Consider the following 24,656-nt stretch of genomic DNA (forward strand, 5'->3'; position numbering starts at 1 on the left):
TCTTCCCATTCCGAACAGAGCAGTCAAGCCCGCCAGAGCCGATGGTATTGCCGTAACAGGTGGGAGAGTAGGTCGGTGCCTTTTTTTACACAGAAGCCCTTGCTGGAAACAGTCAAGGGCTTCTTGCGTTTACATACTTTTGCTATTTTCCTTTTCCACAGAGACACCAGGTCCGGCTTGGAGGACAAGTCTGGCTAAAATCACTTTACTCCTGCAACATTATTATTGGACAATCGTTTGCATTCCTGAAGCTCTTTTTTACTTGGATTTACTATTGTATTATTGTTATGTTAATTTAACAGCATCTTGCTGCCTATCCCAAAGATGGAAAAGCAATTGTGCTATTCAATATTATAAATTATATACATGAAGATATCTTTTTGGAGTACAAAAGCGCAAGTTAGTTTGTTGGTTGGATTGGCTTCTCCGTTTATTTTTCAAACGAATAGAGTCAGTGCCATGGCTAGCACAGTCGCTTATTATCAGATAGAACAGCGCTCTACTGTTAGCAAAATTATTGCTGTGCAGAAAATTAACCCAACAACAGTAGAGATTGTATATGACAACAACCAAAGACTGACATTGGATTTCTATGGAAATCATATTTTCAGGATGTTCCAAGATATACACGGTGGGATTATTCGCGATCCGGAAGCAAAACCTGACGCAAAGATCCTTGTCGAACAGCCACGGAAAGCAGTGGATAACTTGGAAGTAAAGGATGATGGTAGTAAGGCGATAATAACGACCAAAGACATCATATTTTCCATAGATAAGCAGACATCACAGTTTAGTATCTTAAATCGTAATACGAACAAAGTCGTCGTAGAGAGTTTAAAACCTATCGCTTTCGAATCTAAGCAAGTGAGCTTAGAATTAAAGGAAAATAAGGATGAGTACTTCTTTGGCGGAGGTGTACAGAATGGACGGTTCTCCCATAAAGGTAAGGCGATCGCAATAGAAAACCAAAATAGCTGGACGGATGGCGGTGTAGCATCACCCACACCTTATTTTTGGTCAACCAATGGCTATGGGTTTATGTGGCATACCTTTAAAAAGGGGAATTACGCATTTGGTACAAAACCAAAAGGAACAGTTAAACTCGCTCATGATACAGATTACCTCGATGTCTTTTTTATGATTAATGATGGTACTGTACCGCTATTGAATGATTTCTACCAGTTAACGGGTAATCCTATTCTTCTTCCAAAATTTGGCTTATATGAAGGTCACCTAAATGCATATAATCGGGATTTTTGGAAAGAGGATGAAAAAGGGATTCTATTTGAAGATGGTAAACGTTATAAAGAAAGCCAAAAAGATAATGGTGGTACAAAAGAATCATTAAATGGTGAAAAAGGTAACTACCAGTTTTCAGCTCGTGCAGTGATAGACCGTTATAAAGCGCATGATATGCCTTTGGGCTGGATTCTACCCAATGATGGTTATGGTGCTGGATATGGTCAAACTGAAACATTGGATGGTAATATTAATAATCTAAAAGAATTTGGTAATTACGCACGTAAAAATGGCGTGGAAATCGGTTTGTGGACACAGTCTGATTTACATCCCAAAGACAGCATCAGTGCATTATTGCAAAGAGATATCGTTAAGGAAGTACGCGATGCCGGTGTACGGATTTTGAAGACAGATGTTGCTTGGGTAGGCCCGGGTTATTCCTTTGGCCTAAATGGTGTTGCTGATGTAGGTCATACGATGCCGTATTATGGTAACGATGCACGACCATTTATTATTTCATTAGACGGTTGGGCTGGGACTCAACGTTATGCCGGCATTTGGTCAGGGGATCAGACAGGTGGTGTATGGGAATATATTCGATTCCATATTCCAACCTATATCGGTTCTGGACTGTCCGGACAGCCAAATATCACTTCCGACATGGATGGTATTTTCGGAGGTAAAAATTTCAAAGTCAACATTAGAGACTTTCAATGGAAAACATGGACACCAATGGAACTGAATATGGACGGTTGGGGATCCAACGAAAAGTACCCACATGCTCTGGGTGAGCCCGCGACTTCCATTAACCGCCTCTACCTCAAGTTGAAATCACAATTGGTTCCTTATAGCTATAGTATTGCCAAACAGGCTGTCGATGGTTTGCCAATCATCCGTGCGATGTTTTTGGAACAGGCAAATCAGTATACGCTTGGTAAAGCAACGCAGTACCAATATCTGTATGGACCGAATTTTTTGGTTGCACCGATCTATCAGGAAACACGTGTAGATGAGAAAGGCAATGATATTCGCAATGGTATTTACTTGCCAGATGGAGAGTGGATCGATTATTTTACAGGTGAGAAGTATAAAGGCGGGCGTATTATCAATAATTTTGATGTGCCAATCTGGAAGCTCCCTGTGTTTGTTAAAAATGGTGCTATCATCCCAGTTACTAATCCTAATAATAATGTACAGGAAATCAAAAAGGATCAACGTATTTACGAAGTTTATCCATCAGGGAATTCCGATTTCATGGAATATGATGATGATGGGAAAACTGAGGCATATCGTTACGGAAAAGGAGTGAATACAAAGATTTCTTCTCTACAGAAAGATAACAAAGTGTTGTTCACAATAGCGCCATCACAAGGTGAATTTGAAGGCTTCGAAAAGGCGAAATCGACTGAGGTGCGTTTCAATGTAACTGCGGCACCAAAGAAGGTAACAGCTAAAGTGAACAAAAAAGGAGTAAAACTTCAAGAGGCTCATTCACTAGCTGAGTTTAATGGATTAGAAAATGCCTATTTCTATGATGCACAGCCTAATCTGAATCAATTTGCGACAAAGGGATCAGAATTTGAGAAAGTTGCCTTGATTAAAAATCCGATGGTATTGGTGCGTATTGGTAAACAGGATGTGTCATCGACTGCGATTGAAATACAAGTTGATGGTTTCCAATTTGCACCAGCTGATAAGCATTTATCGCAGACAGCTGTACTGACCGCTCCGACAGCCAAAGTAACGGATAGTAATACACAAGCTTATACTATAACACCAACTTGGGAGAAGGTTGCTAATGCGGACTATTATGAGATTGCTTTCAATGACCTGATCTACTCAACCATTAAAGACAATCAATTGCTCTTTGAAGGTTTAGACGCTGAGACGGATTATGCCTTTAAAATTCGGGCCGTCAATAAAACTGGTGCTTCCGATTGGAGTACATTCACAGCAAAAACAACAGCTAATCCGTTAGAATTTGCGATCGAGGGTATTAAAGCAGAAACTTCTGCAGACAATCAAGGTGGCAATGGCATCAATAAGTTGTTCAACTATGATGAAGGGGATATGTGGCATACCAAATGGGGACAAAATGCTGTTCCGTTTGACATGACACTGGATCTGAAATCGGTCAATAAATTGGATAAGTTTGAGTATCTTCCTCGCACGGATGGTGGCAACGGAATCATTTTAAAAGGTAAAGTATTTTATAGCAATGATAAAGACACCTGGACTGAGGCTGGAAACTTTGATTGGAAGCGTGATGGTGAAATGAAGCAATTTAATTTTAGCCAACATCCTGTCGCTCGTTTCATTAAGATTTCGGTTACAGAAGCTGTCGGAGGTTTTGGTTCAGGCCGGGAACTCTATGTCTTTAAGGTGCCAGGATCTACTAGCTATCTACCGGGAGATATCAATAATGACCGTCTGATCGACCAAAATGATTTGACTTCTTATATCAATTATACTGGATTAAGAATGGGTGATGGAGATTTTGAAGGTTATGTGAGTAATGGTGACGTCAATAAAAATAATCTGATTGATGCCTATGATATCTCAAATGTTGCTGTTATGATCGAAGGTGGAGCGAAACCAACCAAAGAGGAGAAAGTTGCTGGTAAGCTGAAATTGACAGCCTCCAAGACTACCTTGAAGTCTGGTGATATCGTTGAAATAGCGGTCAGTGGTGAAAACCTTAAAGCGGTCAACGCACTTAGTTTTGCATTGCCTTATAATCAAGGAGATTTTGAGTTTGTGGAAATAGATCCATTACAGTTGAAAGAGATGAGTAATTATACCAATGACCGTCTGCATACAAACGGTAGTAAAGCATTGTATCCTACTTTTGTGAATTTGGGCAATAGGGAGACACTGAATGGTTCTGAAATTCTGTTTAAGATTAAGCTGAAAGCCAAACGTAACGTTAATTTCAATTTAAAAGCTATAGATGGTATTTTAGTCGATAAAAAACTCAATTCGATAAGCTTTTAAAATAGATTTTATACAATGAACAAATAAGCTTTTAAAAAGTAAAAGCAAAGCCCTGAACATTGAATCTTTGAACAGAGATGATAGGGGATACAAATAGGATTAAACAAAAACGAGGGTATCCAATAGTTGTTTTGGATACCCTCGTTTTTTGTAAAATCATTCGAACAGTGAGACCGTAATTTTGCTGGTCATTATCCTAAACTTGTTCGACAATGGAAGCTATGAAGCTATTCGATGTCTTGATCATCAATGGAAATAGTAGCTTCAAGATTATATTTTGTTAATTTAATATCATGTTGAGATCCATTAAAAGGATTTCGGTATCTGCTGAGGTCGCGGTAAGTTTAATTTCCGAAACATCCCAGATTCCAAAACCATCTCTTGTTTCCAATTCTTGTCCTTCAACATTGATGCTTCCGCTTATCACGAAAATATAGACACCATTTCCAGCTTGTTTAATTTTATAATTTGTGCTGATACTATTGTCAAAATGTCCCATATGAAACCAGGCATCCTGATGTATCCATACGCCTTCGTCGGACGGATCTGGTGAAAGGATCTGTTGCAACTTATTGTGTCTTTGCGATCTATCCAAGGTAATCTGGTCGTACCGAGGTGCTACATTGCGTTGATTCGGATAGACCCAGATCTGTAAAAATTTAACAGCCTGATCATTATTTTTATTGTATTCACTATGCATGATGCCTGTTCCTGCGCTCATGACTTGGATATCTCCTTTTCGAATAATGGCTTGATTCCCCATACTATCTTCATGCTCCAGGTCCCCTTCTAAAGGAATACTGATAATTTCCATATTATCGTGCGGATGTAATCCGAACCCTCTGCCTGCGGCAACGATATCATCATTCAACACACGGAGCACACCAAAATGCATGCGTTCGGGATTATGGTAATTGGCAAAGCTAAAGGTATGATTACTCTGTAACCAACCATGATTTGCATGACCTCGGCTCGTTGCTTTATGGAGTACACTATGGTTTTCCAATTGATCTGAATCGTAATGGACGGCATTGGCATCTAGTGCTTCCAAAGGTTCTATTTCGTCTATATCATTCTTCATAATATGTGCTGAAGCAGCGCTTGCAGCGAATATGCCGGAACCTAAGAGCCCCTTTTTGATGAAATTTTGTCTATTCATGATCTTCGTATTGATGTATTCAAAATTAATCTACCAAGGATTAATTTTCATTGAACTAGTTTAATAAAAGCCTTGTAATCGAAATTTGTAGCTTTCGGAAAATTGGCAAATATGCCTGATAATGGAGATTATTTGTCTTTGAGAAATTTTAGGATATATCTTGAACGTCTCTCGCTTATTTATCGGGAATCAAATCAGGGAATAAGCTATAAATTTCATTTTTCAAAAGCCCGCTTCCACCGCCATAATGTTTTATTAAACCTATAGAATGGTTTAAATGCGCTAAATAATCTGTGATTTCAGCCTCTTCCTGAGTCGATAGACCAGAGCTCAACAACAGGATATCACCAGGATATTCTGAGACATAATCCTTGCAGGTGGCAAGATCCTGTTGAATGATGGCCTGCCATCCCTGATTGCTTTCAATAATCCGCTTTAACGTTTGGAGAATTTCTTCGTTTTTTCCAAATACGATAATGACCAAATTTTTCATCTAAGGGTTGGTTTTCATAGTTGTATTGACGATGGCGTTGCCCTTTAGTATCTTAGAAATCGGACATTCGTCGGCAATTTGCCGAAGACGCAATAAAGTGTCTTCTTCAACAGCCTGCCCGAATGAAATTTCTCGGTCAAAATGAGTAACCACTTGTTCTTTTTCAATTCGTAGATACATATTTGCTGATACCTGAATCTCATCGATGTTAAGTTCCTTTTTGTCAATATACATACGTAAGGTTGCCAATGTGCAGGAAACGAGGGAAGAGATCAATAGGGTATACGGATCAGGACCGAGATCTTTTCCACCAAGTTTCTCAGGTTCGTCCGTAATAAGTTCACCATTTCGCCATAAGATGGTCGTTTTATATTTTTGTTGGCCGATATGACCGCTGACGGGATTCTCTAGAATATATTTCATACGATTTTCTCTTTTGCTTCTTGTAAAACAAAATTAAAGACGAATTGATTCAATTCCATTGATGTAGTTCAATAAATATGGAAAAGATCAAAAAAAATAGCTTTTTATTTACCTGCTTATACCCATAGCTATCTGTTATGCGATGGAATGAAAAATATCTCTTCGAAAAATTAAATGCTAATGTAAGTTCAATCGCATAAATTTTCTTAATTTTAGTTTGTTTTTACTTTTTTTATGATGAAGAGATTTTTATTTATTGCATGTATAGCTAGTACGGTTCCATTTGCAGCTTTTTCACAGTCCCACGAGCTTCGTGTTGGTATCACTTCGGGGGTTTCCAATTTTACGGGATCTGGAAGCACTGCCAAGAGTAACCTCAATGGTTCGAGTCAACAGGAGTATTATACCAATAGTCCTTACGGTAAGAAGTATGGGATTAATTTGGGGGGTGCAGTGAATTACCGGTATGTCTTTGCGAATAATTTTCTTTTAGGGGTAGAGGGAGCTTTTGAACGTCTACAGACCAAGGTTGACCTCGAAGGCAGCGAATTCGCCAATGGTAGTCGCGGACTGACCAAACTCAATCAACAGTTTTTGAATTTTAATCCCTTTGTTGGTTATCGCGTTTATTTTGAACCGATGACAATGGATATGCAATTCGGTGTCGATGTAGCGAAGACCTTGAGCATCAAAGAAAATGGAAGTATTGAAGACAAGAATGGCAATAAAACAAGTTTTACACATGATAGAGGAAAAGCAATTGATGTGGATATCCGTCCGCGACTACAGTTTAATGTGAATTATGATCGTTATACGATTTTTGCTGGCTATTCGTGGGGTTTAAAGGATTATCTCGATGGGGTAGATGGTGCTAACCCAGGTCCAGCGCGATTGAATGTATTTCGCCTGGGATTGCAATATCAATTTTTAACACCCAGTTTATAGAAATGACTAAAAGTCGGCTAGAAGCGTTCAGTGATGGTGTATTGGCCATTATTATTACTATCATGGTACTTGAATTAAAAGTTCCAGAAGGCTATACTTTTGCTAGTCTAAAACCACTATATCCCAAAATCATATCCTATATTGTCAGTTTTATTTATGTAGGATTATACTGGAATAATCACCACCATTTATTCCAGATTGTTAGGAAAGTCAATGGTAAAGTACTGTGGGGTAATTTACACCTCTTATTCTGGCTCTCTTTGATGCCAGTGACAACCAATTGGATCGGTGAATCCCATTTTGAACGTGATCCCATTATTGCGTATGGCGTTGTTTTGATTATGTGCTCTATATCCTATAATATTGTTGAGTATTTTGTTATCCAGATCGAAGGGGAGGAGTCCGCATTAAAGCGGGCGGTTAAATCCAAAACCAAAGAAAATATTTCTACAGCACTGTATTTTCTTGGGATCGGTATATCTTTTATAAATCCCTACATCAGTCTAATGATGTACGGTACGGTGGCCATTATGTGGCTAATTCCAGATCGTCGCATTGAAACGTTAATGAAAGATCAATGATCTGTTGATCTGAGCGCGTCGAGTATAAATTGATAACGTTGTTCAACCGTTGTTTTAGGTATTTCTACAACCTCATATCCAAGCTGCTCATATACATTTTTCATCTGATTGAATGTGGCTTCGGCCTCTTCCCATGTTTGTTTTCGCTCATTATCGGTTTCATAAATTTCCTGCCAAGGGGGGAGGATAAATATCTTTTTATAATAGCGGTGTGCTTTGGCTTCGGCAAGCAGGGATTCTTCGATAATTAGATTTTCCATTTCGATATAGGCCAGTGTATCAGGAATACCACGGTCAAAAAAGACATAGCCTGGATCTGTAGCGCTTTTTTTTATTTCATGAAGAAAACTATTCGTGGATGCAGCCAACATCAATGTCGCATAGTATTGTCTGTTTTTCCAGGGTAAACCATCACCATTGCTATCCAATTGTTCTTTAATGATTCTACGTGCATCTTCCGGTACAGTTCTATATCCCTGTTTTTGTATTTTGTTAATTAGCGTGGTTTTGCCTACACCGGGTCCCCCGGTGAGGACAATAAAATAATTTGTCTGATCCATATAAAAAAATGTCATACCCCTCCAATACAACTTAAAATTGTCTATTGAAGGATATTATTGTGTGATAATTGAAAATGATTAAGCGTATTGTTTGGCGATTTTCTTCTCTGGTTCTATATATAACGTATATAAAAAGAAAAGAAATATATACTCCAGTGGTTTCATCATCATGTAGGTCAGATTTGATGCCTTGACCGAGTTGATTCTGGTGGAGATATTATATCCGTATCTGTCGTAAAAAGAACGTACATAACGATGAAGGACTGGAGATAGATCACTTAAAATTTCTTCAAAAGCATTGGCTACCAATAATTGACGGTTAACAATGATCGTATTTCCATGTCGCTTACCTAAGCGTAGTGGCTTTACAACTGTTGGATCCCCTTTGGCAGCCACTGTACAAAGGTAATGCCCACGGTGATCTAAAATAGGAGGGTGCATTTTTTGAGAGAAAGCCCAGGTCGTGGTCTCCGTGAATACCTTGGCCATTGAATCGCTATCTTGACCAAATAGAATAAGAATTGCGGTCAACATGAGAAAGACAGGAACGAGTAGGATAAGCGCCCATAGTGGATAATCTAGTTTGGATGAAAGTAATATATTGATCTTGTTCAGTATGGGATTGCGATAAGTTCTGTGCAAGGATGTTTCTCTCTCCTCGCGGATGATCTTCCAGATAAAGCCTATTCCAAAACAGAAACAGAAAAGAGGGGTGAAAATAAAGTAAAATGTTCCATCATTACCAACATAGATACTTAGGGTAGATGTATCGTGATAACTTACCTGAGTCAATACAAAGATACTGATTATTGATCCGATCATCAAAATAATGAGGGCGAGGACAAGGGGAATAGGTGGTATTTTCCGGCCTTTTATCCAAATAGCCATCACAGCGGCATTGAAAGCAACAAAATAGATAAACAATGATAAGGCGTGTTTTCCGCCAAAAGGTAAGTAACAAGCACCGTCAACAGGATCAACAGCCTCATGATATTGACTGGAATGGGTTAATAGACCAATTCCAGAGATCGCTAAGGACAGGATATAGCCAATAATAACAGCATATTCAATAGAGGATATCTTTTTATTCTGTCTTTTAATTGCTGAGCGCAGTAGATAGATCAATCCGGCAAATAAAGCAACGACAATGAAAAATATAATGTACATGATAGCAAATAAAATTATTAGGCGAATGTAATCAAATCATTGTTTCTAATTCATGTTCAAGGCGATCAAAGTTTTCTTCATTTTTATCCACGACAAAGCTTTTGATTTTGTTGCATTCCGCAGTAGTATTGAATATCATTCGAAAACCGAATTTTGTTTTACCAGGAGCAATATCAGTCAGCGATAGCTCCATTCGGAAAAGTGGTTTGGACAGTCTATCCCAGGTAATTAATTTTGGGTAAATTATTTCGGAAAAAATGCATTCATTTTGATAATTACCTTTATCTGGACCATGCATGATAAACTTCCATCGTCCACCGGGCCTAAAGTCAAATTCTTCGAATGTATTGGTAAATCCAGCTGGACCCCACCAATTTTCTAAATGAGAAGGATTAGCGCATGCTTCAAAGACTAGGTCTATTGCTGCATCTACTATTCTCGAACTGACAATTTCATTGTCAGGTGAAAGTATGAAAGGAAGTTTGGTCATTGTCTCTGCTGTGCTTATATTAACCAAATAATCGTTTCCAAAAACTTTTCTTTTGGGCAACGACATCTGTCTTCTCTGTATCAGTCGTTGTATGCTCTGGCTCTACATGCACTTTCTCGACTTTAACATTGTGTAGGACCTCATTTTCAGGAAGGCCATTGCGTTGTTCGATGTCTTTGATCTGTTCAAATGCTGCGGCTTGATAGAGTAATGGCCCTTCTTTATCACAATTAAAGAGATTGGAGTAACTTTTAGATTCATTTAAATCAAAAGGCTGAGGTTCTACTACTTCAGTCGCTTCCAATAAGCCCAGTCCGTGCTCTTTAGCAAAATTTAACGCTTTTAGGAAAATGCTGATGCGCCCCTCGGAAAATAATTGATCCAGTTCTGATTTAATCTCTACTTTATTGTGATAGTCTTCCAATAAACGTACGACCTGATCAGCTGAAATATATACACCCGAGCAATAATTTTCAACCAGCCTGTTTTCAACTTTTTTCGTGAGTGATTCCAGAGGGATAAACTCTTCCCATTTTTTATAGTAGGAATCTAATTGATTGTTTTCTGAGAATGATAATGCTCCGCCACGGATATAAAAGTAGGTTTCAAAAAATCCTTGAACAACTGCAATAAAGAAACCGTGTGTTTTGTCAAAATAATCATTTTGATCTGTTTCTCGACCTGCGTTTATTGTGTCCTGATATTTGGTTTTATAGAAGTCGTCAATTTGGTGATCGGATGCTAGCGCCTCTATTTTTTCTGGATTTGCAATCACTTCAAAATACCAGGTATTAATCTGTTCTTCAGAAATAGGGTGGTAACTAATATCAAAGCCCATAATTAGCGGTTTTTAATCTGTTGTTTTTGTATTTACTAAAATATTAAAAATTAGCGTGTTGGACAAGTAAAATATAAAAGATCGTGAAGTGCTTCATTCAATATAACGATTTGCTGACTATTTCGGATGAAGGAGATGGGCACATAAGGGTTTGTGTGTTTAAGTAATATTAGCTACTTTGGAACAAAATAAAATTTATATGAAGCACTTACTATTTATTATTTTCATGTCGGCAAGTTTATTTTTCACCGCTTGCCAATCCCCAAGTCCGGAAAATTTTTTCGGAAAAGTTGTTCTAAATACAAACCTTGTCGCTGACTTTGCTCCCGAGCGTTTTGGTAAACGTCTTGAACAGGAAACTGTCGAATTTCCAGATATCCCCTCCAGTAAGAAAGAAGGGAATGAGGCTCAGAAAACAGTGGAATTTAAAATTCAAACTGTAGAGAAAGCATTGAAAGACATCAATGAACTTCATGTTTCAGATGATGATGCAAAAGCCTTAAAAGAAAAGTCTATCACCTTATTTGAGAAGGTACTTCCGGTTTATAAAAATGAGTATACTGCTTACGCCAAACTTTGTGATACCAAGGGATCTGCTGAGGAAAAGCAGGCATTGCTTGAAAAGATTCAAAAAGATGCTATGCCTGAGATCGACAAAGTATTTGATGAAGTATATGTTTTAGGAAAATCGTATGCCGAAAAACATAACCTTAATGTGAACTGGGGTAACTAAGATGGTGCAGGAAACTAACTTATATAGAAATAGAAGCAAAACCGTTAAGCTTCTCGCTATGTCAGGCGGGATTTGCGTCATTCTTTTGTTGACCTTTTTGTACTGTATTGGACTCTTTGATGGCGAATTAAAAGTCAAACCTGCCGTATTTTCAGGCGGTGCATTACTGGTGATGCTGATTCTGTTGTTGAGCAGTTTATTAAACCTTCGGGACAAGTCTGCTCAGATCGTATTGAATGAAAGCTATTTCTCTGGAAAAACAACCCCATTGGCAAAAGCTTTTGGCGCAGGAAATTGGGAAGATGTCACAGCAATTAACTTGCAAAAAGTAGGTGGTGATACTTTGGTGATTGTCACTTTGAAGAATGCTTCCAATTATAAAGACCGGCTTCCATCGATGTTATGGAAAATGGCTTATCATGCAGCTACACAAGAATTAAATATCATGTATTCAGCTTCTGTAATAGCCATCGAATCTGACGAGCTCTACGAATTGTTTATGAGTTATTGGAAGCACTCAAAAAAGGAATCGGGGATACACTAAAGTGCAGTAATTAGAAGAGTACATGCGTTAACACTGTACACTAGCTCGCGAACTTTACAGCATATCGATCTTGCGTTGGATAGTCTCCCGTTCCAGGGAGGTTTTTGCTAATGCTTGCGCACGTTGAAAGTTCGTGATTGCTTGCTGTCTATCTATATCCCTGTAGAGCTCTCCTAAGAATGCAAAATAAAAGTGATTGTCTGATAGATTTAGTTTTTTTGCTTCAATCAATGCCGTTTTTGCTCCTTTTGCCTTATATAAAGCAAATGTTCTGTTGAGTACTGCGCTAGGTGAGTAATTGACCAGTAGCAAACGGTCGTAAAGCTGAAGAATTTCTCTCCATTTTTCCGCTGTATCTGCTTTTGTACAATGGCATTGTGCAATTTTTGCTTCAATATGATAAGAGGTCAGCTGATTACCATCGGCCGATTGATTCAAAAAATAAACCCCTTGATTGATTAACTCTTGATTCCAAAGTTTCTCATCCTGTTGCTCATACAAGATAAATTCGCCATCGTTACTGTGCCGGGCGTCGAAACGTGAAGAATGAAAACAGATTAAGGCGATGAGTGCATTTGTTTTTGGAACATTCGTCTTCTCGTAGGTGGATAGCATTAACGCGAGACGCAAGGCTTCTATACACAGATCTTTGCGTAAAATCTGGTTTTGGGTTTTGGAATAATACCCCTCATTGAACAAGAGGTAGATAATATGCAGCACATTGTCCAGTCTGTGGACGATCTCCTTTTCGGATGGCAACTCCAGCTGGATCTTTTCTGTGCGGAGCTTTTCTTTTGCCCGGAATAAACGCTTATTAATTGTTTCCTTATTTGAGAGGAAGGCTTCGGCGATTTCTTCGATACCAAAACCACAGAGAATCCGCAGTGCCAGTCCGATCTGGGCTTCACTAGCAATCGCAGGTGTACAGATGGCAAACAGCATCTTCAACTGACTATCTTTGATGTTTTCCTGCGTGAAGCTAAATTCATCGGTATGATCCACTGCGATTTGCTTTTGATGTATTTCAGGGATTACTTTGTCTTCGAAAATCTTATTCCGTCTAAAGTGGCTTAAGGTTTTCTGTTTGGCTACCGTATAAAGCCATGCCGTTGGATTTGGAGGCAAGCCCTTTGTCTGCCACGATTCCGTAGCCAGCAAAAATGTTTCACTTACGATATCTTCCGCAGTTTCAATATATTGTAGACCAAAACCTTTTGAAATTACAGCGACAATCTTGGTGAATTCTTGTTGGAAAAGCTGTTTTAGAAAGTTAGATTCCATCATACATAATTGGGCAGTTGTATACTATACAACCGCCCTTTAATTTTTTTTAAACTAAAAGTGCCCTGATCTCAACACTACCATTAGATTCTAAAATAGGACAACCATGTGCCAATGTTGTCGCTTCCTCAAGATTTTCTGCTGAGATGACAATAAACCCGCCAAGACTTTCCCGGATCTCCACAAATGGACCATCCGTAATGACGCCTCCGGGTTTTAATACCTTTCCGGCTTTTTCAAGTCGTGAACCATGGTCGGATAGTTTTCCCTGCGCTTCAATGTCGCCGATCCAATCGAACCATTTTTTGTTTATTTTGGCAATTTCTTCGTCATTCAAAAGAGGCTGCTCATTGCCTGCTTGCCTAAATAATAAGATGAAATCTTTCATGCTTATAGTTTAATGTGTTAAATAATTTTATTTACCTCGTTTTTTTTATTATGCTGTCTGCACCTTGTGTTGACCGACTTTGTACCCGCCAGCTTCAGTGCGGAAAGAAATATTAAAACGGTTGTATGCATTGATTGTTGTTACCGCTAAAGTCAAATCTATCAGTTCTTCTTCAGAAAACTCTTGGTTTGCAATGGCATAAACCTCATCAGGTACATCACCATTGGTTATTTTTGTTACCGCTTCGGCCCATTCCAAGGCGGCGCTTTCGCGTGCGCTATAAAGTGGTGCCTCGCGCCAAGCGTCCAATAAAAATAGACGCTGTGGGTTTTCGCCAGCAGCAAGCAAATCTTTTGAATGCATATCTAGGCAATAAGCACATCCGTTGATCTGTGATACTCTAAAATAAATCAGATGCAAAAGCTCTTGCTCGATTGTACATTTACCTAAATAAGCACCCAATCCAAACATAGCTTTCATAGCATTTTGGCCTTTTGCGAAAAAATTGATTCGTTGTTTCATTTTATTATTGTTTTAAGTGTAACTGTTTTACACTACAATAATGATTGAAGTTAAAGAAATTGGACATAAGGCTTGAAATATTTTTTTATTTCTTTTTAAGCTACTGTTTTACAGGTTTTTAATCTCTTTGTTCTTCTAATAAAATTCTAATGATTTTCTATATGATCTCTAACGGTCATCCTAGTAACGATTGCTGACCTTTGCACGCAAAGGAGGATGAGCTATGGTTATTTTTGAATTTGCACTACGATTATTGACAGCATTATTTTTTGGGGCCGCAGTTGGTTCCGAAAGACAATGGCGTCAGAAGAATGCTGGACTTCGTACCAATACATTGGTGTCGCTAGGTTCAGCAGCTTTTGTACTTCTTTCTATTGAAATAGGTGGTGATGCTACTGGACGTATCGCTTCCTATGTCGTTAGTGGGATTGGATTCCTCGGTGCCGGAGTAATTATGAAGGATGGATTGAATGTGCATGGTCTCAATACTGCGGCTACGATTTGGTGCTCAGCTGCAGTCGGTGCATTATCGGGTTTGGGTTTGTACCCACAGGCAGCGTTGGTCGCTGCAGCCATTATTCTGACACATTTGATCTTCCGGCCCATTGGCCAGCGGATGGGGTTCATCAAATTTAGTAAATCAGCAGTGGCACAAACCGACTATCTGGTATCCATCCGATGTGGCATCGCTATCGAAAATCATATCCGTGTGCTACTAATCCAAATGTTGGGCAATGAGGAGAAGGTATTATTGACATCACTATCCAGTGATGATACTGTGGAAACGAATGCTGCCGCAATTACAGCTGTTATCAAAGCTGTCGGACAGCAGGATAGTCTGATTGAACGGATAGCCAGTCGACTGACGATGGAAGAAAAAGTAAGCAAAATAAGCTGGGAAATTATCGGCACTGAAGCCGATCTGTAAAACTGTTGTGCCACTTCTTGTGGCGGTAAGTTGTATCGCATATAAATTAAACAAAGACTAGGGATATGATCAGCGTTAGAAACAAAATAAGAAACCCATTGCATAGCATGATTAGTTCAAATGGTATGAACGTGGGAACGATCACCAAATTGCATGAAGTCGCGAGTCAGGATGAAAAAATGGCTTGTGCTATGCTGGAAAGTAGTGATGAGGGGATTACAGATGATATGGCCAATGAGCGCCGCCAGAAATTTGGACTGAATGAGATACAACATCAAAAGGCTCCCAAATGGTATATCCAATTGATAAAGGCATTTGCTAATCCCTTTATTTACATATTGCTTGTCATTGCTGCTGTGTCTTTCGTTCTAGATGTCTGGCTTGCATCACCGGATGACAGGGATTATAAGACTGTTCTTGTGGTTTCCATTATGGTATTGATCAGCGCCCTCTTACGTTTTATACAGGAGTATAGAAGCAATGCAGCCGCTGAAAAACTCAAAGGCATGGTGAAGACCACAGCTACTGTATTGCGAAAATTCAAAGGACGACGAGAGATCTCTATTGCTGAGCTCGTACCCGGCGATATTGTTTATCTCTCTGCAGGCGATATGATTCCCTCCGATTGCCGGATTATACAGAGTAAGGATCTTTTTGTGAGTGAAAGCATGCTGACGGGAGAGGCGCTCCCTGTAGAGAAGAATTATTTGCCAATTCGGAATGCAAAAGAAAAGCAGGCCATCGAGCTTAGCAATATCTGTTTTATGGGAACCAATGTTGTCAGTGGTTCAGCTATAGCGGTTATTGTAACTACAGGCAACTATACTTATTTCGGGAGTATCAGTAAATCCATTACAGGCGAACGGCCTGAAACAAGTTTTGACAAAGGGATAAACAAGGTGAGTTTTCTACTTATTCGCTTTATGTTGGTGATGGTTCCATTGATCTTTTTGATCAACGGCCTGATGAAAGGGAATTGGACCGAAGCCTTGTTATTTGCGATTGCTGTGGCCGTAGGGCTCACACCTGAGATGCTACCCATGATTGTGACGGCAAATCTAGCCAAAGGAGCGGTTAATATGAGTAAACGTAAGGTCATTGTCAAACGCCTGAATTCAATCCAGAATATCGGTGCGATGGATATTCTCTGTACGGATAAAACAGGTACACTGACCTTGGATAAGATCGTGATGGAAAAGCACCTCAATGTCTATGGTGTGGAAGATGACGAGGTACTCAAATGGGCCTATCTCAATAGTTTTCATCAGACGGGCTTGAAAAATCTGATGGATAAGGCTGTACTGGAGCATGTTGAACTGCATGATTATCTAAAAGTGGAAGATCAGTACCTCAAAGTGGATGAGATACCTTTTGATTTTCAACGGCGAAGAATGTCCGTCATTCTCAAAAAGCATAATGGTAAACATCTCCTGATCTGTAAGGGGGCTGTGGAGGAAATGTTGGAATTATGTACCCATGCGTTTGATCCTGGGGATGATCGTAGCCTGCATATTGAAAATGACCGTACTGTACCTATGGATGATACCATGCGGAGAATCGTGCTGAATACATCCAAAAAGATGAATGAAGAAGGTTTGCGCGTATTGTTGGTTGCTATTCGGGAATTTGAGGGATCCCATCCATTGACTTATGCCATCGCAGATGAAGCCAGGTTAACGTTGACTGGTTTTATTGGTTTTTTAGACCCGGCCAAACCTTCTGCATCACCAGCGATTGAAGCCCTGCATAAATTGAGAGTAGCTGTAAAAGTGCTGACAGGAGACAATGAGATCGTCACACGTAAAATCTGTCATGATGTGGGGATCCCTGTGCAACGTATTATTAATGGAAGCGAACTGGATCAGATCAATGATCAAGAATTGGATCAATGTATCGTTGTCGTTTCTGTTTTTGCAAAATTAAGTCCATTGCAAAAAGTACGTGTGGTCAAAGCTTTGCGATCCAAGGGACATACCGTTGGTTTTATGGGGGATGGCATCAACGATGCGGCTGCAATTAAAGAGGCTGATGTGGGCATTAGTGTGGATACTGCGGTGGATATTACCAAAGAAAGTGCGGATATCATCCTATTGGAAAAAGATCTGATGGTTCTGCGAAAAGGCGTGATCTATGGTCGACGTACTTTTGGTAACATCATTAAATATATTAAGATGACAGCCAGTAGTAATTTTGGAAATATGTTCAGTATGCTCGGTGCAAGTGCGTTTCTGCCGTTTTTGCCGATGTTGCCGGTTCACCTGCTGATACAGAATCTGTTATATGATATTTCACAGGTTTCTATTCCTTGGGACAGTATGGATGAAGAATTTATTCAGGAACCGAAAAAATGGGATGCTGGGAGCGTGTCAAAGTTTATGCTTTTTATTGGTCCGATCAGTTCTATCTTTGATTTTGCGACTTTTGCATTGATGTATTTTGTCTTCAAAGCAAATACGGTCGAACATCAGACGCTTTTTCAATCGGGATGGTTTGTCGAAGGACTGCTTTCACAGACTTTGATCATCCATATGATCCGTACACGCAAAATACCTTTTATACAGAGCTGGGCTGCAGCTCCTGTTGTGGCTTTGACTACCTTGGTTATGGTTATCGGTATTCTGCTCCCATTTTCACCTTTTGCTGAGGCTTTGAAATTACAGGCGCTACCATTGTCTTATTTTCCTTGGCTGATAGTTATTTTGATCAGTTATTGTTTGTTGACACAGTTTGTTAAGAATTGGTTTATCAGAAAATTTCATACCTGGCTTTAAGTAAAAATGATGGGACAATTTTTAATTGTAAAATCCTTGAGGTGGTTTGATTAAAAATCAACAACAATTGTTATTTTTAATCAAATTACTCCAATGAAACTGATAACATATACATTCACTGTCCTGGGTTTGGGAATCCTGGCTTCCTGTGGGTCGGGGTCCAATACAAAAAAAGCCCTTGCGGATACAACTTCGAATGCCAATTTTAAAGCTTATGAAGATCGATTCATCGAACAGCTCTGGAAAGAAAATCCAGAATGGGCTACACAGGTGGGTTTTCATCGATACGATTCGCTGCTAACGATTCCCGATGCCAAAAGCAGGGCTTTACGTTTGGAATTTTCTAAGCAACATTTAGATCAATTGAAAAGTTTTGATCTGAACGAGCTGAATCTCTCACAACAGACAGATTACCACCTGATTCAGAATTACCTGGAATCTAATGTATGGTCAATCGAGAAAGAGCGTTCTTACGAATGGAATCCTTCATCCTACAATGTAAGTGGAACTATCGCCTTTATGTTGGCTGAGAATTATGCTCCATTGCATGATCGTCTTCACGCTATTGAACAACGGATGGCACAAATTCCAGCTTATTATGAGGCTGCGAAAGGACAGATTAAGAATCCAGCGTTGGTATTAACAGATCTAGCTGTACAACAGAATTTGGGCGGATTATCTGTGTTTGAAACGGATCTGCGTGATTCCTTGAAAAAATCTAGTCTTCCAGCGACTGAAAAAGCTGCTATTCAAGCGAAAGCCGATCAGGCTGTAAAGGCGATCAATGGATTTGTAACATTTTTAAAAACGAATCCGAATCCATCGCCACGAAGCTTTAGATTGGGGCAGGAGCTATACGATCAAAAGTTCAAGTTTGATATCCAGTCGGGGTCTACTGCTGGACAGATCTACGATGCTGCAATGGCACGCAAGAGCTATTTACATGGCGAAATGTATAAAATCAGTAAGGACCTGTGGCCAAAGTATTTTGGAAAGGCGGTACAGCCCACAGATAGTTTGGTGCTGATTCGCAAGATGATTGATACCTTGTCTGTCAATCACGTCAAAGCAGATGAATTTCAATCGGCCATTGAAGCGCAGATACCAAAATTGGTAGTATTTGTGAAAAAGAAAGATCTCCTGTACATAGATGATAGCAAACCTTTGGTCGTACGGAAAGAACCTGCTTATATGGCCGGTGTAGCTGGAGCGTCTATCAGTGCTCCGGGGCCCTATGATAAAGGTGGGAATACATATTACAATGTTGGAAGTCTTGCGGGATGGACTAAAGAAGCTTCAGAAAGCTATCTGCGGGAATATAATCACTATATTTTGCAGATTTTGAATATTCACGAGGCTATTCCTGGGCATTATACGCAGTTGGTCTATGCCAACCAGTCGCCTAGCCTAATCAAGAGTGTTTTGGGTAATGGAGCCATGATCGAAGGCTGGGCTGTATATACCGAGCAGATGATGTTAGAAAATGGCTATGGCGATAACGCACCTGAAATGTGGTTGATGTGGTATAAATGGCATCTACGTACTGTATGTAATGCTATTTTGGACTATAGTGTGCACGTGAAGAATATGAGTGAAAAGGATGCTATGCATTTATTGGTTGATGAAGCGTTTCAGCAACAGGCAGAGGCCGCCGGGAAATGGAAAAGGGTATCTGTTAGTAGCGTACAACTAACATCTTATTTTACGGGATATAAAGAAATCTATGATTTAAGAGAAGCTGTGAAAAAGGAGGAGGGTGCTCAATTTAAGCTGAAAGCCTTCAATGAGAAATTTCTGAGCTTCGGTAATTCGCCCGTAAAATATATCCGGGAAATGATGCTGAAAAAATAGGTATAAGAAACTGCATTAGAAAGCCACCTGATATCGGTGGCTTTCTGATTTTATTGTTATGCTATACAGCTAATTTTTGTTAATAAGTCTTTCTCTCTTAAGCGACTTTAGCAAATTTGTTTCGATACTCTATAGGCGTAAGGCCTGTTATTTTTTTGAAAATATCCCGAAATGCTTTTGTATCTGTGTATCCGACATCATACATCACTTGGGAAACGTTCTTCCTTGAAGCTTCAAAAAATTTCTTTGCTGCCTCTATGCGTACACGCTGGATATACTCCACGGGTGTATTATTTGTTGCTTCTTTAAACCTTCGTTCAAAAGTTCGGCGGCCAATATTAACAAAATTGGCTAAATCTTCGACAGTAATTTTTTCCTCATACTTCAGTTCAATGTAGTCCTGTGCTTTCTGGATATCCAGGTCTTCGTGATTTCGTTGGCCGCGGAATATCGCAAATTGGGACTGGCTGTCACGGCTGATATCCAATGCAAAATATTTGGCGATCATAACTGCCGTTTCACGGTCGGAAAATTTTTCGACAAGATATAGTATCAAATTCCACAGACTGCTGGCGCCACCACTGCTGTAAATATTATCGTTTTCTGTAATAACAGCCCCATCTTCGACTTCTATTTCAGGGTATTTTTCCTTGAATTCGCTCACATAGGCCCAATGGGTTGAGCATTTTTTACCATTTAATAAACCCGTTTCAGCTAAGAGGAAAGCTCCTACACATAAGCTAGCCAGGCGGGTACCTTTTAAATGGAGTTTTCTAAAATAAGGTATGGCCTCGGCATTATCCTTTATTCCGGTGTCAATATCTCCGAAAGTCGGTGGTATGATTAATAGATCTGTCCGTTCCACATCTTGCAGCAAACGATTTGTTTTTATGGTATACTCACCACTGTTGGCCGGTACATATTCACTAAGACCTACATACTCAACATTGAATATCGGTTTTTTTCCAAAAGCCGAAAGAAATTCATTGGCCGTAAGAAAGGTTCTAAATGCTGGTGTAATACCTTCAATAGTACCATATTGGGGAACAAAAACAGAGATTTGCATATCTTTTTGATTTATAGGATAAAGGTACAAATTGTTTTTGTCGTAATCCACCCCTAAAGTTGTCGTTTTTACAATGTACCTCCCCTTAAAATCCTTCGCATCTTTGCTATATCATAATCAATAAATAAAAAGAAATCATGGAAAGACAATCAAAAATTAAGGTAGAAGCAGCGGTAAATGCACCAGTAGAAAAGGTATGGCAACAATGGAATGCGCCAGCAGATATCATGCAATGGAATGCCGCGGATCCAAGCTGGCATTGTCCAAGCAGTCAAAACGACTTGCGTGTGAATGGCACTTTTAAAAATCGGATGGAAGCAAAGGATGGAAGTTTTGGGTTCGATTTTGAGGGAACTTATGATAAGGTTGAATTGTATCAGGAAATCGCCTACACCATGTCTGATGGTAGGACAGTAAGCACAGTGTTTTCCGAAAGAGATGGAAAGACAATCATGAGTACCACTTTCGAAGCGGAGCAGATCAATGATCCTGAATTTCAGAAGCAAGGTTGGCAAGCTATTCTCAATAATTTTGTAAAACACGTTGAATCAACAAATTAATCACCATAAAATACCAACATCATGAAAAAGAATAAAATTATCTTCTGGATAGCGACAATATTTATTGTTATCTGGGAAGGCGTTATGCCACTGGGCACATTATTATTTGCACCGCAATATATGAATGCAGGAACCAAACCCTTGGGTTACCCGGATTATTTTGCCTATGCACTTATTATCTGTAAAGTTCTTGGCGTCATTGCCATTGCCATTCCACAGTTTCCGGCTAAATTAAAAGAATGGGCTTATGCAGGATTGACATTTAGTTTACTATTTGCCTTTATCAGTCACGCTTGCGTGGATAAAAATATAACCTATATGTTATTGCCACTTATTGTATTGGGTATACTGATGTTATCTTATATCTATCGGTCAAAGATAGCTGGTACAAGTCGTGCCTCGCAGCAGGATGCATATACAGGCGCATCGGCGATATCCTAATGTCTTGATATCCTAATATTTCCATCCGAAAGGATAGGTTTATTGAAAATTTTTTAGAAAGAACAAAAAGGTAGTATTATCTATTTACATTATAAAAATCAATTGAGATGAAAACAAATAGTGTTTCTTTACATCGGGTTATTCAGGCTAGTCCTGAAAAAGTCTTCCGCGCATTCGCGGATCCAGTAGCACACGCTACTTGGTTACCCCCTTATGGTTTTGTCTGTACTGTACAGCAGATGGATTTTAAAGTAGGCGGTCAATTTAAGATGACGTTTATCAATTTTGGCACAGGTAATGGTCATTCCTTTGGTGGAGAGTATTTGGAAATTACACCCAATGAATTTATCAAGTATGTTGACCGCTTTGATGATCCGAATTTACCCGGAGAAATGACAACGACCGTTTCTTTGCGTGCTGTCAGCTGTGGTACTGAACTTAAAATAGAGCAAACAGGAATTCCAGAAGTTATTCCAGCAGAAATGTGTTACCTGGGATGGCAGGAATCTTTGGAAAAAATGAAAAAACTTGTGGAGCCTGTTATACCAGACGCATAGTTTAATTCAATTTCTTTAGGATATGGAACGGTTAAGAAGCGGGGTTTTTATCACATTTTCGGGAAATTGTAGAAAGGCGCTTACCTTTTATCAGGCATGTTTTGGCGGGAGTCTAGATTTTGACAGGCTGGATAAAAAGATAACTGGGTATGCAGAGCTGCCCATTGTAAGTGCCTCTCTTACTTCCCCAAATGTGGTTATCTATGGCTCGGATCTGGTGCATGATGATGGACGAAAAATCGGTAATTATCTTTCGGTGTTTTTGCCTTGTGCAAATGTGGTTGATCGTGGTCAGCTTATCACCAAGCTTGCGGCAGAGCGACAAGCGGTATTGGGAAATAACGAGACGGACCAGCTGGTAGAAGTAACAGATATTTTCGACGTGAGGTGGATATTGGGGATTCAATAGTGTTTTTTAAATCTTATTTTTTGTTAAGTTAAGGCAAAATCAGTAGTATTATAAAAAAGCTTTATTGTTATGGTATATGTAGAAAATGAGTTTGCTCCTTTACAAAAAGTGATCTTGGCGGTTTCAGAGTTTGGATTTCCAAAAGCAGTTCGAGCGGAAGATCTCCGTTTTCTCCCCGATACCGATACTGAAAGTGATGTTGCAAATGCAGGAAAAGATTTCGCAGAAGTGTATCCTGAGCAACAAAAAGCATGGGATCTTGAACGTGCAAATTTTGCTACTGTACTGGAAAAATATGGGGTGGAAGTGTTGCGTCCTCGTCAGTTGACAAGCTTGGAGAAAGAACTGGGAGCTGAAGATGGTTATGCCAACTTCTTTGTGCGTGATCCATTTTTTACTGTCGGTAATGCTGTCATCGAAGGTTCCTTGCGTTTTCTCCAACGAAGAAATGAAATCTTGCCGATTCGGGATATTTTTGAACAACAGGTTTATCCAGATGATTGCCTGTATGTTGCCGCTCCCAAACCTGCGATCCATGATCATGGTGATCTTTCGCGCTGGCACGGGCCTTTTATCGAGGGCGGGGATGTGTTGGTACTTGGCAAGCAAGTATTTGTTGGTAACTCTGGACTTGCATCCAATAGTTTAGGAATTCGTTGGTTGTCAAAATTACTCAAACCCTATGGTTATCATGTCGAGGAAATAAGATTGCATCCGGATATTTTACATTTGGACTGTGCACTCGGACTTATTCGTGAAGGGCTAATGGTTGTTTGTGAGGATGCATTTCTTGACGACATACCGGAACATTTAAAACAATGGGATAAGATTAACGTTACCCTAAGCGAGGCGGGGCAGTTGGCAACCAATGGTCTGCCGATCAACCCCAATGTATACATTACTGATCCTGTATTTAAACCTATTGGCAATAAGCTCTCGCTTTATGGGATACATGTCGAATATGTTGACTTCCAGATCAGCAGAAGTTTTGGTGGCTCATTCCGCTGTAGTACGCAACCCCTATTGCGACGATTTTAAGTTGATACTATTCTTTCGGACGGCTGGACTGAGACCGTAAGATGTATCTGATCTGTACCCATTACAACTTTGAGTGGGAGTGTAACTTTGTATATGCTTTAAGCAGAGTTTTATTATAAATAGCTTAGTCATAATGATGGAATTACAGATACAGAATAGCGCACTTCACGATATTGATTCGATCTTTAAGTTTTATAGGATTGCAACTGATTTTCAAAAAGCAAAATCAATGGTTTATTGGCCTGAGTTTGATCGGAAGCTTATCGAACAGGAGCTGGAGGAGAATAGGCAATGGAAAATGATTGCGGGTCAGGATATCGCCTGTGTCTGGGCGACAACATTCGACGATCCTGATATTTGGGAAGAGAGAAATGACGATCCAGCAGTTTACATCCATCGCATCGCAACGAATCACAATTTTAGAGGTAAGAATCTTGTTAACACTATTGTGAATTGGTCGATTGAATATGCTATTGCAAATAATAAGAAGTTTGTTCGATTGGATACTGTAGGTGAGAATAAAGGACTGATTGATCACTACACGAAATGTGGTTTTGATTTTTTGGAATTAAAGAAGCTTCGTAATACAGCAGGCTTACCGGCACATTATGACAATGCTTCCGTAAGTTTGTTTGAGATAAAGCTTTGAGAGATTTAATCAAGCCAATTTGTTTACAC

Annotated in this window: 26 protein-coding genes; 15 read left to right on the forward strand and 11 right to left on the reverse strand. The window is 39.5% G+C overall.

Translation table 11 applies throughout. The features are described from left to right. A partial coding sequence (locus LC454_RS15540; protein ID WP_223583395.1) for a hypothetical protein occupies positions 1-198 on the forward strand: 198 nt, incomplete at its 5' end. Positions 199-366: 168 nt separating this feature from the next. Continuing rightward, on the forward strand, positions 367-4,233 hold the full coding sequence (locus tag LC454_RS15545) for a TIM-barrel domain-containing protein (RefSeq protein ID WP_223583396.1): 3,867 nt from the start codon (positions 367-369) through the stop codon (positions 4,231-4,233). Between the two features lie 280 nt (positions 4,234-4,513). On the opposite strand, the gene LC454_RS15550 is transcribed toward LC454_RS15545, so the two are convergent. The 3 genes from LC454_RS15550 to LC454_RS15560 form a co-directional block, all read right to left on the reverse strand. Beyond that, entirely contained in the window at positions 4,514-5,392 is an 879-nt protein-coding gene (locus LC454_RS15550) for a pirin family protein (RefSeq protein ID WP_223583397.1), read from the reverse strand. Positions 5,393-5,567: 175 nt separating this feature from the next. Continuing rightward, positions 5,568-5,885, reverse strand: coding sequence for a hypothetical protein (locus LC454_RS15555; RefSeq protein WP_223583398.1), 318 nt, complete (start codon positions 5,883-5,885; stop codon positions 5,568-5,570). Further along, entirely contained in the window at positions 5,886-6,308 is a 423-nt protein-coding gene (locus LC454_RS15560; protein WP_223583399.1) for an OsmC family protein, read from the reverse strand. 234 nt (positions 6,309-6,542) lie between these two features. Here LC454_RS15560 and LC454_RS15565 point away from each other — a divergent pair, with 234 nt between their 5' ends. Both LC454_RS15565 and LC454_RS15570 read left to right on the forward strand, forming a co-directional pair. Next, positions 6,543-7,253 (forward strand): hypothetical protein, encoded by a 711-nt coding sequence (locus LC454_RS15565; RefSeq protein ID WP_223583400.1) that lies wholly within the window; start codon positions 6,543-6,545, stop codon positions 7,251-7,253. Positions 7,254-7,255: 2 nt separating this feature from the next. Beyond that, positions 7,256-7,834 (forward strand): TMEM175 family protein, encoded by a 579-nt coding sequence (locus LC454_RS15570; RefSeq protein ID WP_223583401.1) that lies wholly within the window; start codon positions 7,256-7,258, stop codon positions 7,832-7,834. On the opposite strand, the gene LC454_RS15575 is transcribed toward LC454_RS15570, so the two are convergent. From LC454_RS15575 to LC454_RS15590, 4 genes are all read right to left on the reverse strand, one after another. Beyond that, positions 7,828-8,394 (reverse strand): AAA family ATPase, encoded by a 567-nt coding sequence (locus LC454_RS15575; protein ID WP_223583402.1) that lies wholly within the window; start codon positions 8,392-8,394, stop codon positions 7,828-7,830. The two genes, LC454_RS15570 and LC454_RS15575, sit on opposite strands and share 7 nt — an antisense overlap. Positions 8,395-8,472: 78 nt before the next feature. Next, positions 8,473-9,561 (reverse strand): DUF6688 family protein, encoded by a 1,089-nt coding sequence (locus tag LC454_RS15580; protein ID WP_223583403.1) that lies wholly within the window; start codon positions 9,559-9,561, stop codon positions 8,473-8,475. A gap of 31 nt (positions 9,562-9,592) precedes the next feature. Then, positions 9,593-10,051: an SRPBCC family protein gene (locus LC454_RS15585; RefSeq protein ID WP_223583404.1), complete on the reverse strand. Its 459-nt coding sequence runs from the start codon at positions 10,049-10,051 to the stop codon at positions 9,593-9,595. 19 nt (positions 10,052-10,070) lie between these two features. Beyond that, a complete protein-coding gene (locus tag LC454_RS15590; RefSeq protein ID WP_223583405.1) occupies positions 10,071-10,889 on the reverse strand; it encodes a hypothetical protein in 819 nt (272 codons plus the stop codon). 199 nt (positions 10,890-11,088) lie between these two features. Between LC454_RS15590 and LC454_RS15595 the strand changes: the two genes are divergently transcribed. Together LC454_RS15595 and LC454_RS15600 are read left to right on the forward strand one after the other, a co-directional pair. Beyond that, a complete protein-coding gene (locus LC454_RS15595) occupies positions 11,089-11,622 on the forward strand; it encodes a hypothetical protein (protein ID WP_223583406.1) in 534 nt (177 codons plus the stop codon). Positions 11,623-11,680: 58 nt separating this feature from the next. Further along, positions 11,681-12,166, forward strand: coding sequence for an STM3941 family protein (locus LC454_RS15600; protein WP_223583407.1), 486 nt, complete (start codon positions 11,681-11,683; stop codon positions 12,164-12,166). Between the two features lie 54 nt (positions 12,167-12,220). Here the strand turns inward: LC454_RS15600 and LC454_RS15605 are convergent, their stop codons facing one another. From LC454_RS15605 to LC454_RS15615, 3 genes are read right to left on the reverse strand one after another with little or no spacing between them, the layout of a single operon-like run. Continuing rightward, positions 12,221-13,450, reverse strand: coding sequence for an RNA polymerase sigma factor (locus LC454_RS15605; RefSeq protein WP_223583408.1), 1,230 nt, complete (start codon positions 13,448-13,450; stop codon positions 12,221-12,223). Between the two features lie 46 nt (positions 13,451-13,496). After that, positions 13,497-13,835, reverse strand: coding sequence for a YciI family protein (locus tag LC454_RS15610; RefSeq protein ID WP_223583409.1), 339 nt, complete (start codon positions 13,833-13,835; stop codon positions 13,497-13,499). Positions 13,836-13,883: 48 nt separating this feature from the next. Then, a complete protein-coding gene (locus tag LC454_RS15615; RefSeq protein ID WP_223583410.1) occupies positions 13,884-14,357 on the reverse strand; it encodes a carboxymuconolactone decarboxylase family protein in 474 nt (157 codons plus the stop codon). A gap of 223 nt (positions 14,358-14,580) precedes the next feature. Here LC454_RS15615 and LC454_RS15620 point away from each other — a divergent pair, with 223 nt between their 5' ends. From LC454_RS15620 to LC454_RS15630, 3 genes are all read left to right on the forward strand, one after another. Further along, positions 14,581-15,285, forward strand: a complete 705-nt coding sequence (locus LC454_RS15620) for an MgtC/SapB family protein (RefSeq protein ID WP_223583411.1) — start codon at positions 14,581-14,583, stop codon at positions 15,283-15,285. A gap of 107 nt (positions 15,286-15,392) precedes the next feature. After that, positions 15,393-18,056, forward strand: coding sequence for a magnesium-translocating P-type ATPase (mgtA, locus tag LC454_RS15625; protein WP_223583412.1), 2,664 nt, complete (start codon positions 15,393-15,395; stop codon positions 18,054-18,056). A 93-nt stretch (positions 18,057-18,149) separates the two neighbouring features. Then, entirely contained in the window at positions 18,150-19,907 is a 1,758-nt protein-coding gene (locus tag LC454_RS15630) for a DUF885 domain-containing protein (RefSeq protein ID WP_223583413.1), read from the forward strand. 97 nt (positions 19,908-20,004) lie between these two features. Here LC454_RS15630 and LC454_RS15635 read toward each other — a convergent pair whose 3' ends face one another. After that, positions 20,005-20,973 (reverse strand): GlxA family transcriptional regulator, encoded by a 969-nt coding sequence (locus LC454_RS15635; RefSeq protein ID WP_223583414.1) that lies wholly within the window; start codon positions 20,971-20,973, stop codon positions 20,005-20,007. A gap of 137 nt (positions 20,974-21,110) precedes the next feature. Between LC454_RS15635 and LC454_RS15640 the strand changes: the two genes are divergently transcribed. The 6 genes from LC454_RS15640 (at position 21,111) to LC454_RS15665 (ending at position 24,627) form a co-directional block, all read left to right on the forward strand. Continuing rightward, complete coding sequence (locus LC454_RS15640) at positions 21,111-21,533, forward strand: SRPBCC family protein (protein ID WP_223583415.1); 423 nt, start codon at positions 21,111-21,113, stop codon at positions 21,531-21,533. A gap of 21 nt (positions 21,534-21,554) precedes the next feature. After that, positions 21,555-21,974, forward strand: a complete 420-nt coding sequence (locus LC454_RS15645) for a DoxX family protein (protein ID WP_223583416.1) — start codon at positions 21,555-21,557, stop codon at positions 21,972-21,974. A gap of 107 nt (positions 21,975-22,081) precedes the next feature. After that, complete coding sequence (locus LC454_RS15650) at positions 22,082-22,531, forward strand: SRPBCC family protein (RefSeq protein ID WP_223583417.1); 450 nt, start codon at positions 22,082-22,084, stop codon at positions 22,529-22,531. A 22-nt stretch (positions 22,532-22,553) separates the two neighbouring features. Then, on the forward strand, positions 22,554-22,940 hold the full coding sequence (locus LC454_RS15655; RefSeq protein ID WP_223583418.1) for a glyoxalase: 387 nt from the start codon (positions 22,554-22,556) through the stop codon (positions 22,938-22,940). Positions 22,941-23,009: 69 nt separating this feature from the next. Continuing rightward, positions 23,010-23,978, forward strand: coding sequence for a dimethylarginine dimethylaminohydrolase family protein (locus tag LC454_RS15660; RefSeq protein WP_223583419.1), 969 nt, complete (start codon positions 23,010-23,012; stop codon positions 23,976-23,978). Between the two features lie 133 nt (positions 23,979-24,111). Next, positions 24,112-24,627: a GNAT family N-acetyltransferase gene (locus LC454_RS15665; RefSeq protein ID WP_223583420.1), complete on the forward strand. Its 516-nt coding sequence runs from the start codon at positions 24,112-24,114 to the stop codon at positions 24,625-24,627. The last annotated feature ends 29 nt before the right edge of the window (positions 24,628-24,656 follow it).

The sequence above is a fragment of the Sphingobacterium sp. GVS05A genome (assembly GCF_019969845.1).
In the GTDB taxonomy this organism is placed as follows: Bacteria; Bacteroidota; Bacteroidia; order Sphingobacteriales; family Sphingobacteriaceae; genus Sphingobacterium.

What these genes read in the sequence shown, in the direction of transcription:
- LC454_RS15545 (WP_223583396.1), top strand. Translation starts at nt 367, where the DNA reads ATGAAGATATCTTTTTGGAGTACAAAAGCGCAAGTTAGTTTGTTGGTT.
- LC454_RS15550 (WP_223583397.1), bottom strand. Translation starts at nt 5,392, where the DNA reads ATGAATAGACAAAATTTCATCAAAAAGGGGCTCTTAGGTTCCGGCATA.
- LC454_RS15555 (WP_223583398.1), bottom strand. Translation starts at nt 5,885, where the DNA reads ATGAAAAATTTGGTCATTATCGTATTTGGAAAAAACGAAGAAATTCTC.
- LC454_RS15560 (WP_223583399.1), bottom strand. Translation starts at nt 6,308, where the DNA reads ATGAAATATATTCTAGAGAATCCCGTCAGCGGTCATATCGGCCAACAA.
- LC454_RS15565 (WP_223583400.1), top strand. Translation starts at nt 6,543, where the DNA reads ATGATGAAGAGATTTTTATTTATTGCATGTATAGCTAGTACGGTTCCA.
- LC454_RS15570 (WP_223583401.1), top strand. Translation starts at nt 7,256, where the DNA reads ATGACTAAAAGTCGGCTAGAAGCGTTCAGTGATGGTGTATTGGCCATT.
- LC454_RS15575 (WP_223583402.1), bottom strand. Translation starts at nt 8,394, where the DNA reads ATGGATCAGACAAATTATTTTATTGTCCTCACCGGGGGACCCGGTGTA.
- LC454_RS15580 (WP_223583403.1), bottom strand. Translation starts at nt 9,561, where the DNA reads ATGTACATTATATTTTTCATTGTCGTTGCTTTATTTGCCGGATTGATC.
- LC454_RS15585 (WP_223583404.1), bottom strand. Translation starts at nt 10,051, where the DNA reads ATGACCAAACTTCCTTTCATACTTTCACCTGACAATGAAATTGTCAGT.
- LC454_RS15590 (WP_223583405.1), bottom strand. Translation starts at nt 10,889, where the DNA reads ATGGGCTTTGATATTAGTTACCACCCTATTTCTGAAGAACAGATTAAT.
- LC454_RS15595 (WP_223583406.1), top strand. Translation starts at nt 11,089, where the DNA reads ATGAAGCACTTACTATTTATTATTTTCATGTCGGCAAGTTTATTTTTC.
- LC454_RS15600 (WP_223583407.1), top strand. Translation starts at nt 11,681, where the DNA reads ATGTCAGGCGGGATTTGCGTCATTCTTTTGTTGACCTTTTTGTACTGT.
- LC454_RS15605 (WP_223583408.1), bottom strand. Translation starts at nt 13,450, where the DNA reads ATGATGGAATCTAACTTTCTAAAACAGCTTTTCCAACAAGAATTCACC.
- LC454_RS15610 (WP_223583409.1), bottom strand. Translation starts at nt 13,835, where the DNA reads ATGAAAGATTTCATCTTATTATTTAGGCAAGCAGGCAATGAGCAGCCT.
- LC454_RS15615 (WP_223583410.1), bottom strand. Translation starts at nt 14,357, where the DNA reads ATGAAACAACGAATCAATTTTTTCGCAAAAGGCCAAAATGCTATGAAA.
- LC454_RS15620 (WP_223583411.1), top strand. Translation starts at nt 14,581, where the DNA reads ATGGTTATTTTTGAATTTGCACTACGATTATTGACAGCATTATTTTTT.
- mgtA (WP_223583412.1), top strand. Translation starts at nt 15,393, where the DNA reads ATGATTAGTTCAAATGGTATGAACGTGGGAACGATCACCAAATTGCAT.
- LC454_RS15630 (WP_223583413.1), top strand. Translation starts at nt 18,150, where the DNA reads ATGAAACTGATAACATATACATTCACTGTCCTGGGTTTGGGAATCCTG.
- LC454_RS15635 (WP_223583414.1), bottom strand. Translation starts at nt 20,973, where the DNA reads ATGCAAATCTCTGTTTTTGTTCCCCAATATGGTACTATTGAAGGTATT.
- LC454_RS15640 (WP_223583415.1), top strand. Translation starts at nt 21,111, where the DNA reads ATGGAAAGACAATCAAAAATTAAGGTAGAAGCAGCGGTAAATGCACCA.
- LC454_RS15645 (WP_223583416.1), top strand. Translation starts at nt 21,555, where the DNA reads ATGAAAAAGAATAAAATTATCTTCTGGATAGCGACAATATTTATTGTT.
- LC454_RS15650 (WP_223583417.1), top strand. Translation starts at nt 22,082, where the DNA reads ATGAAAACAAATAGTGTTTCTTTACATCGGGTTATTCAGGCTAGTCCT.
- LC454_RS15655 (WP_223583418.1), top strand. Translation starts at nt 22,554, where the DNA reads ATGGAACGGTTAAGAAGCGGGGTTTTTATCACATTTTCGGGAAATTGT.
- LC454_RS15660 (WP_223583419.1), top strand. Translation starts at nt 23,010, where the DNA reads ATGGTATATGTAGAAAATGAGTTTGCTCCTTTACAAAAAGTGATCTTG.
- LC454_RS15665 (WP_223583420.1), top strand. Translation starts at nt 24,112, where the DNA reads ATGATGGAATTACAGATACAGAATAGCGCACTTCACGATATTGATTCG.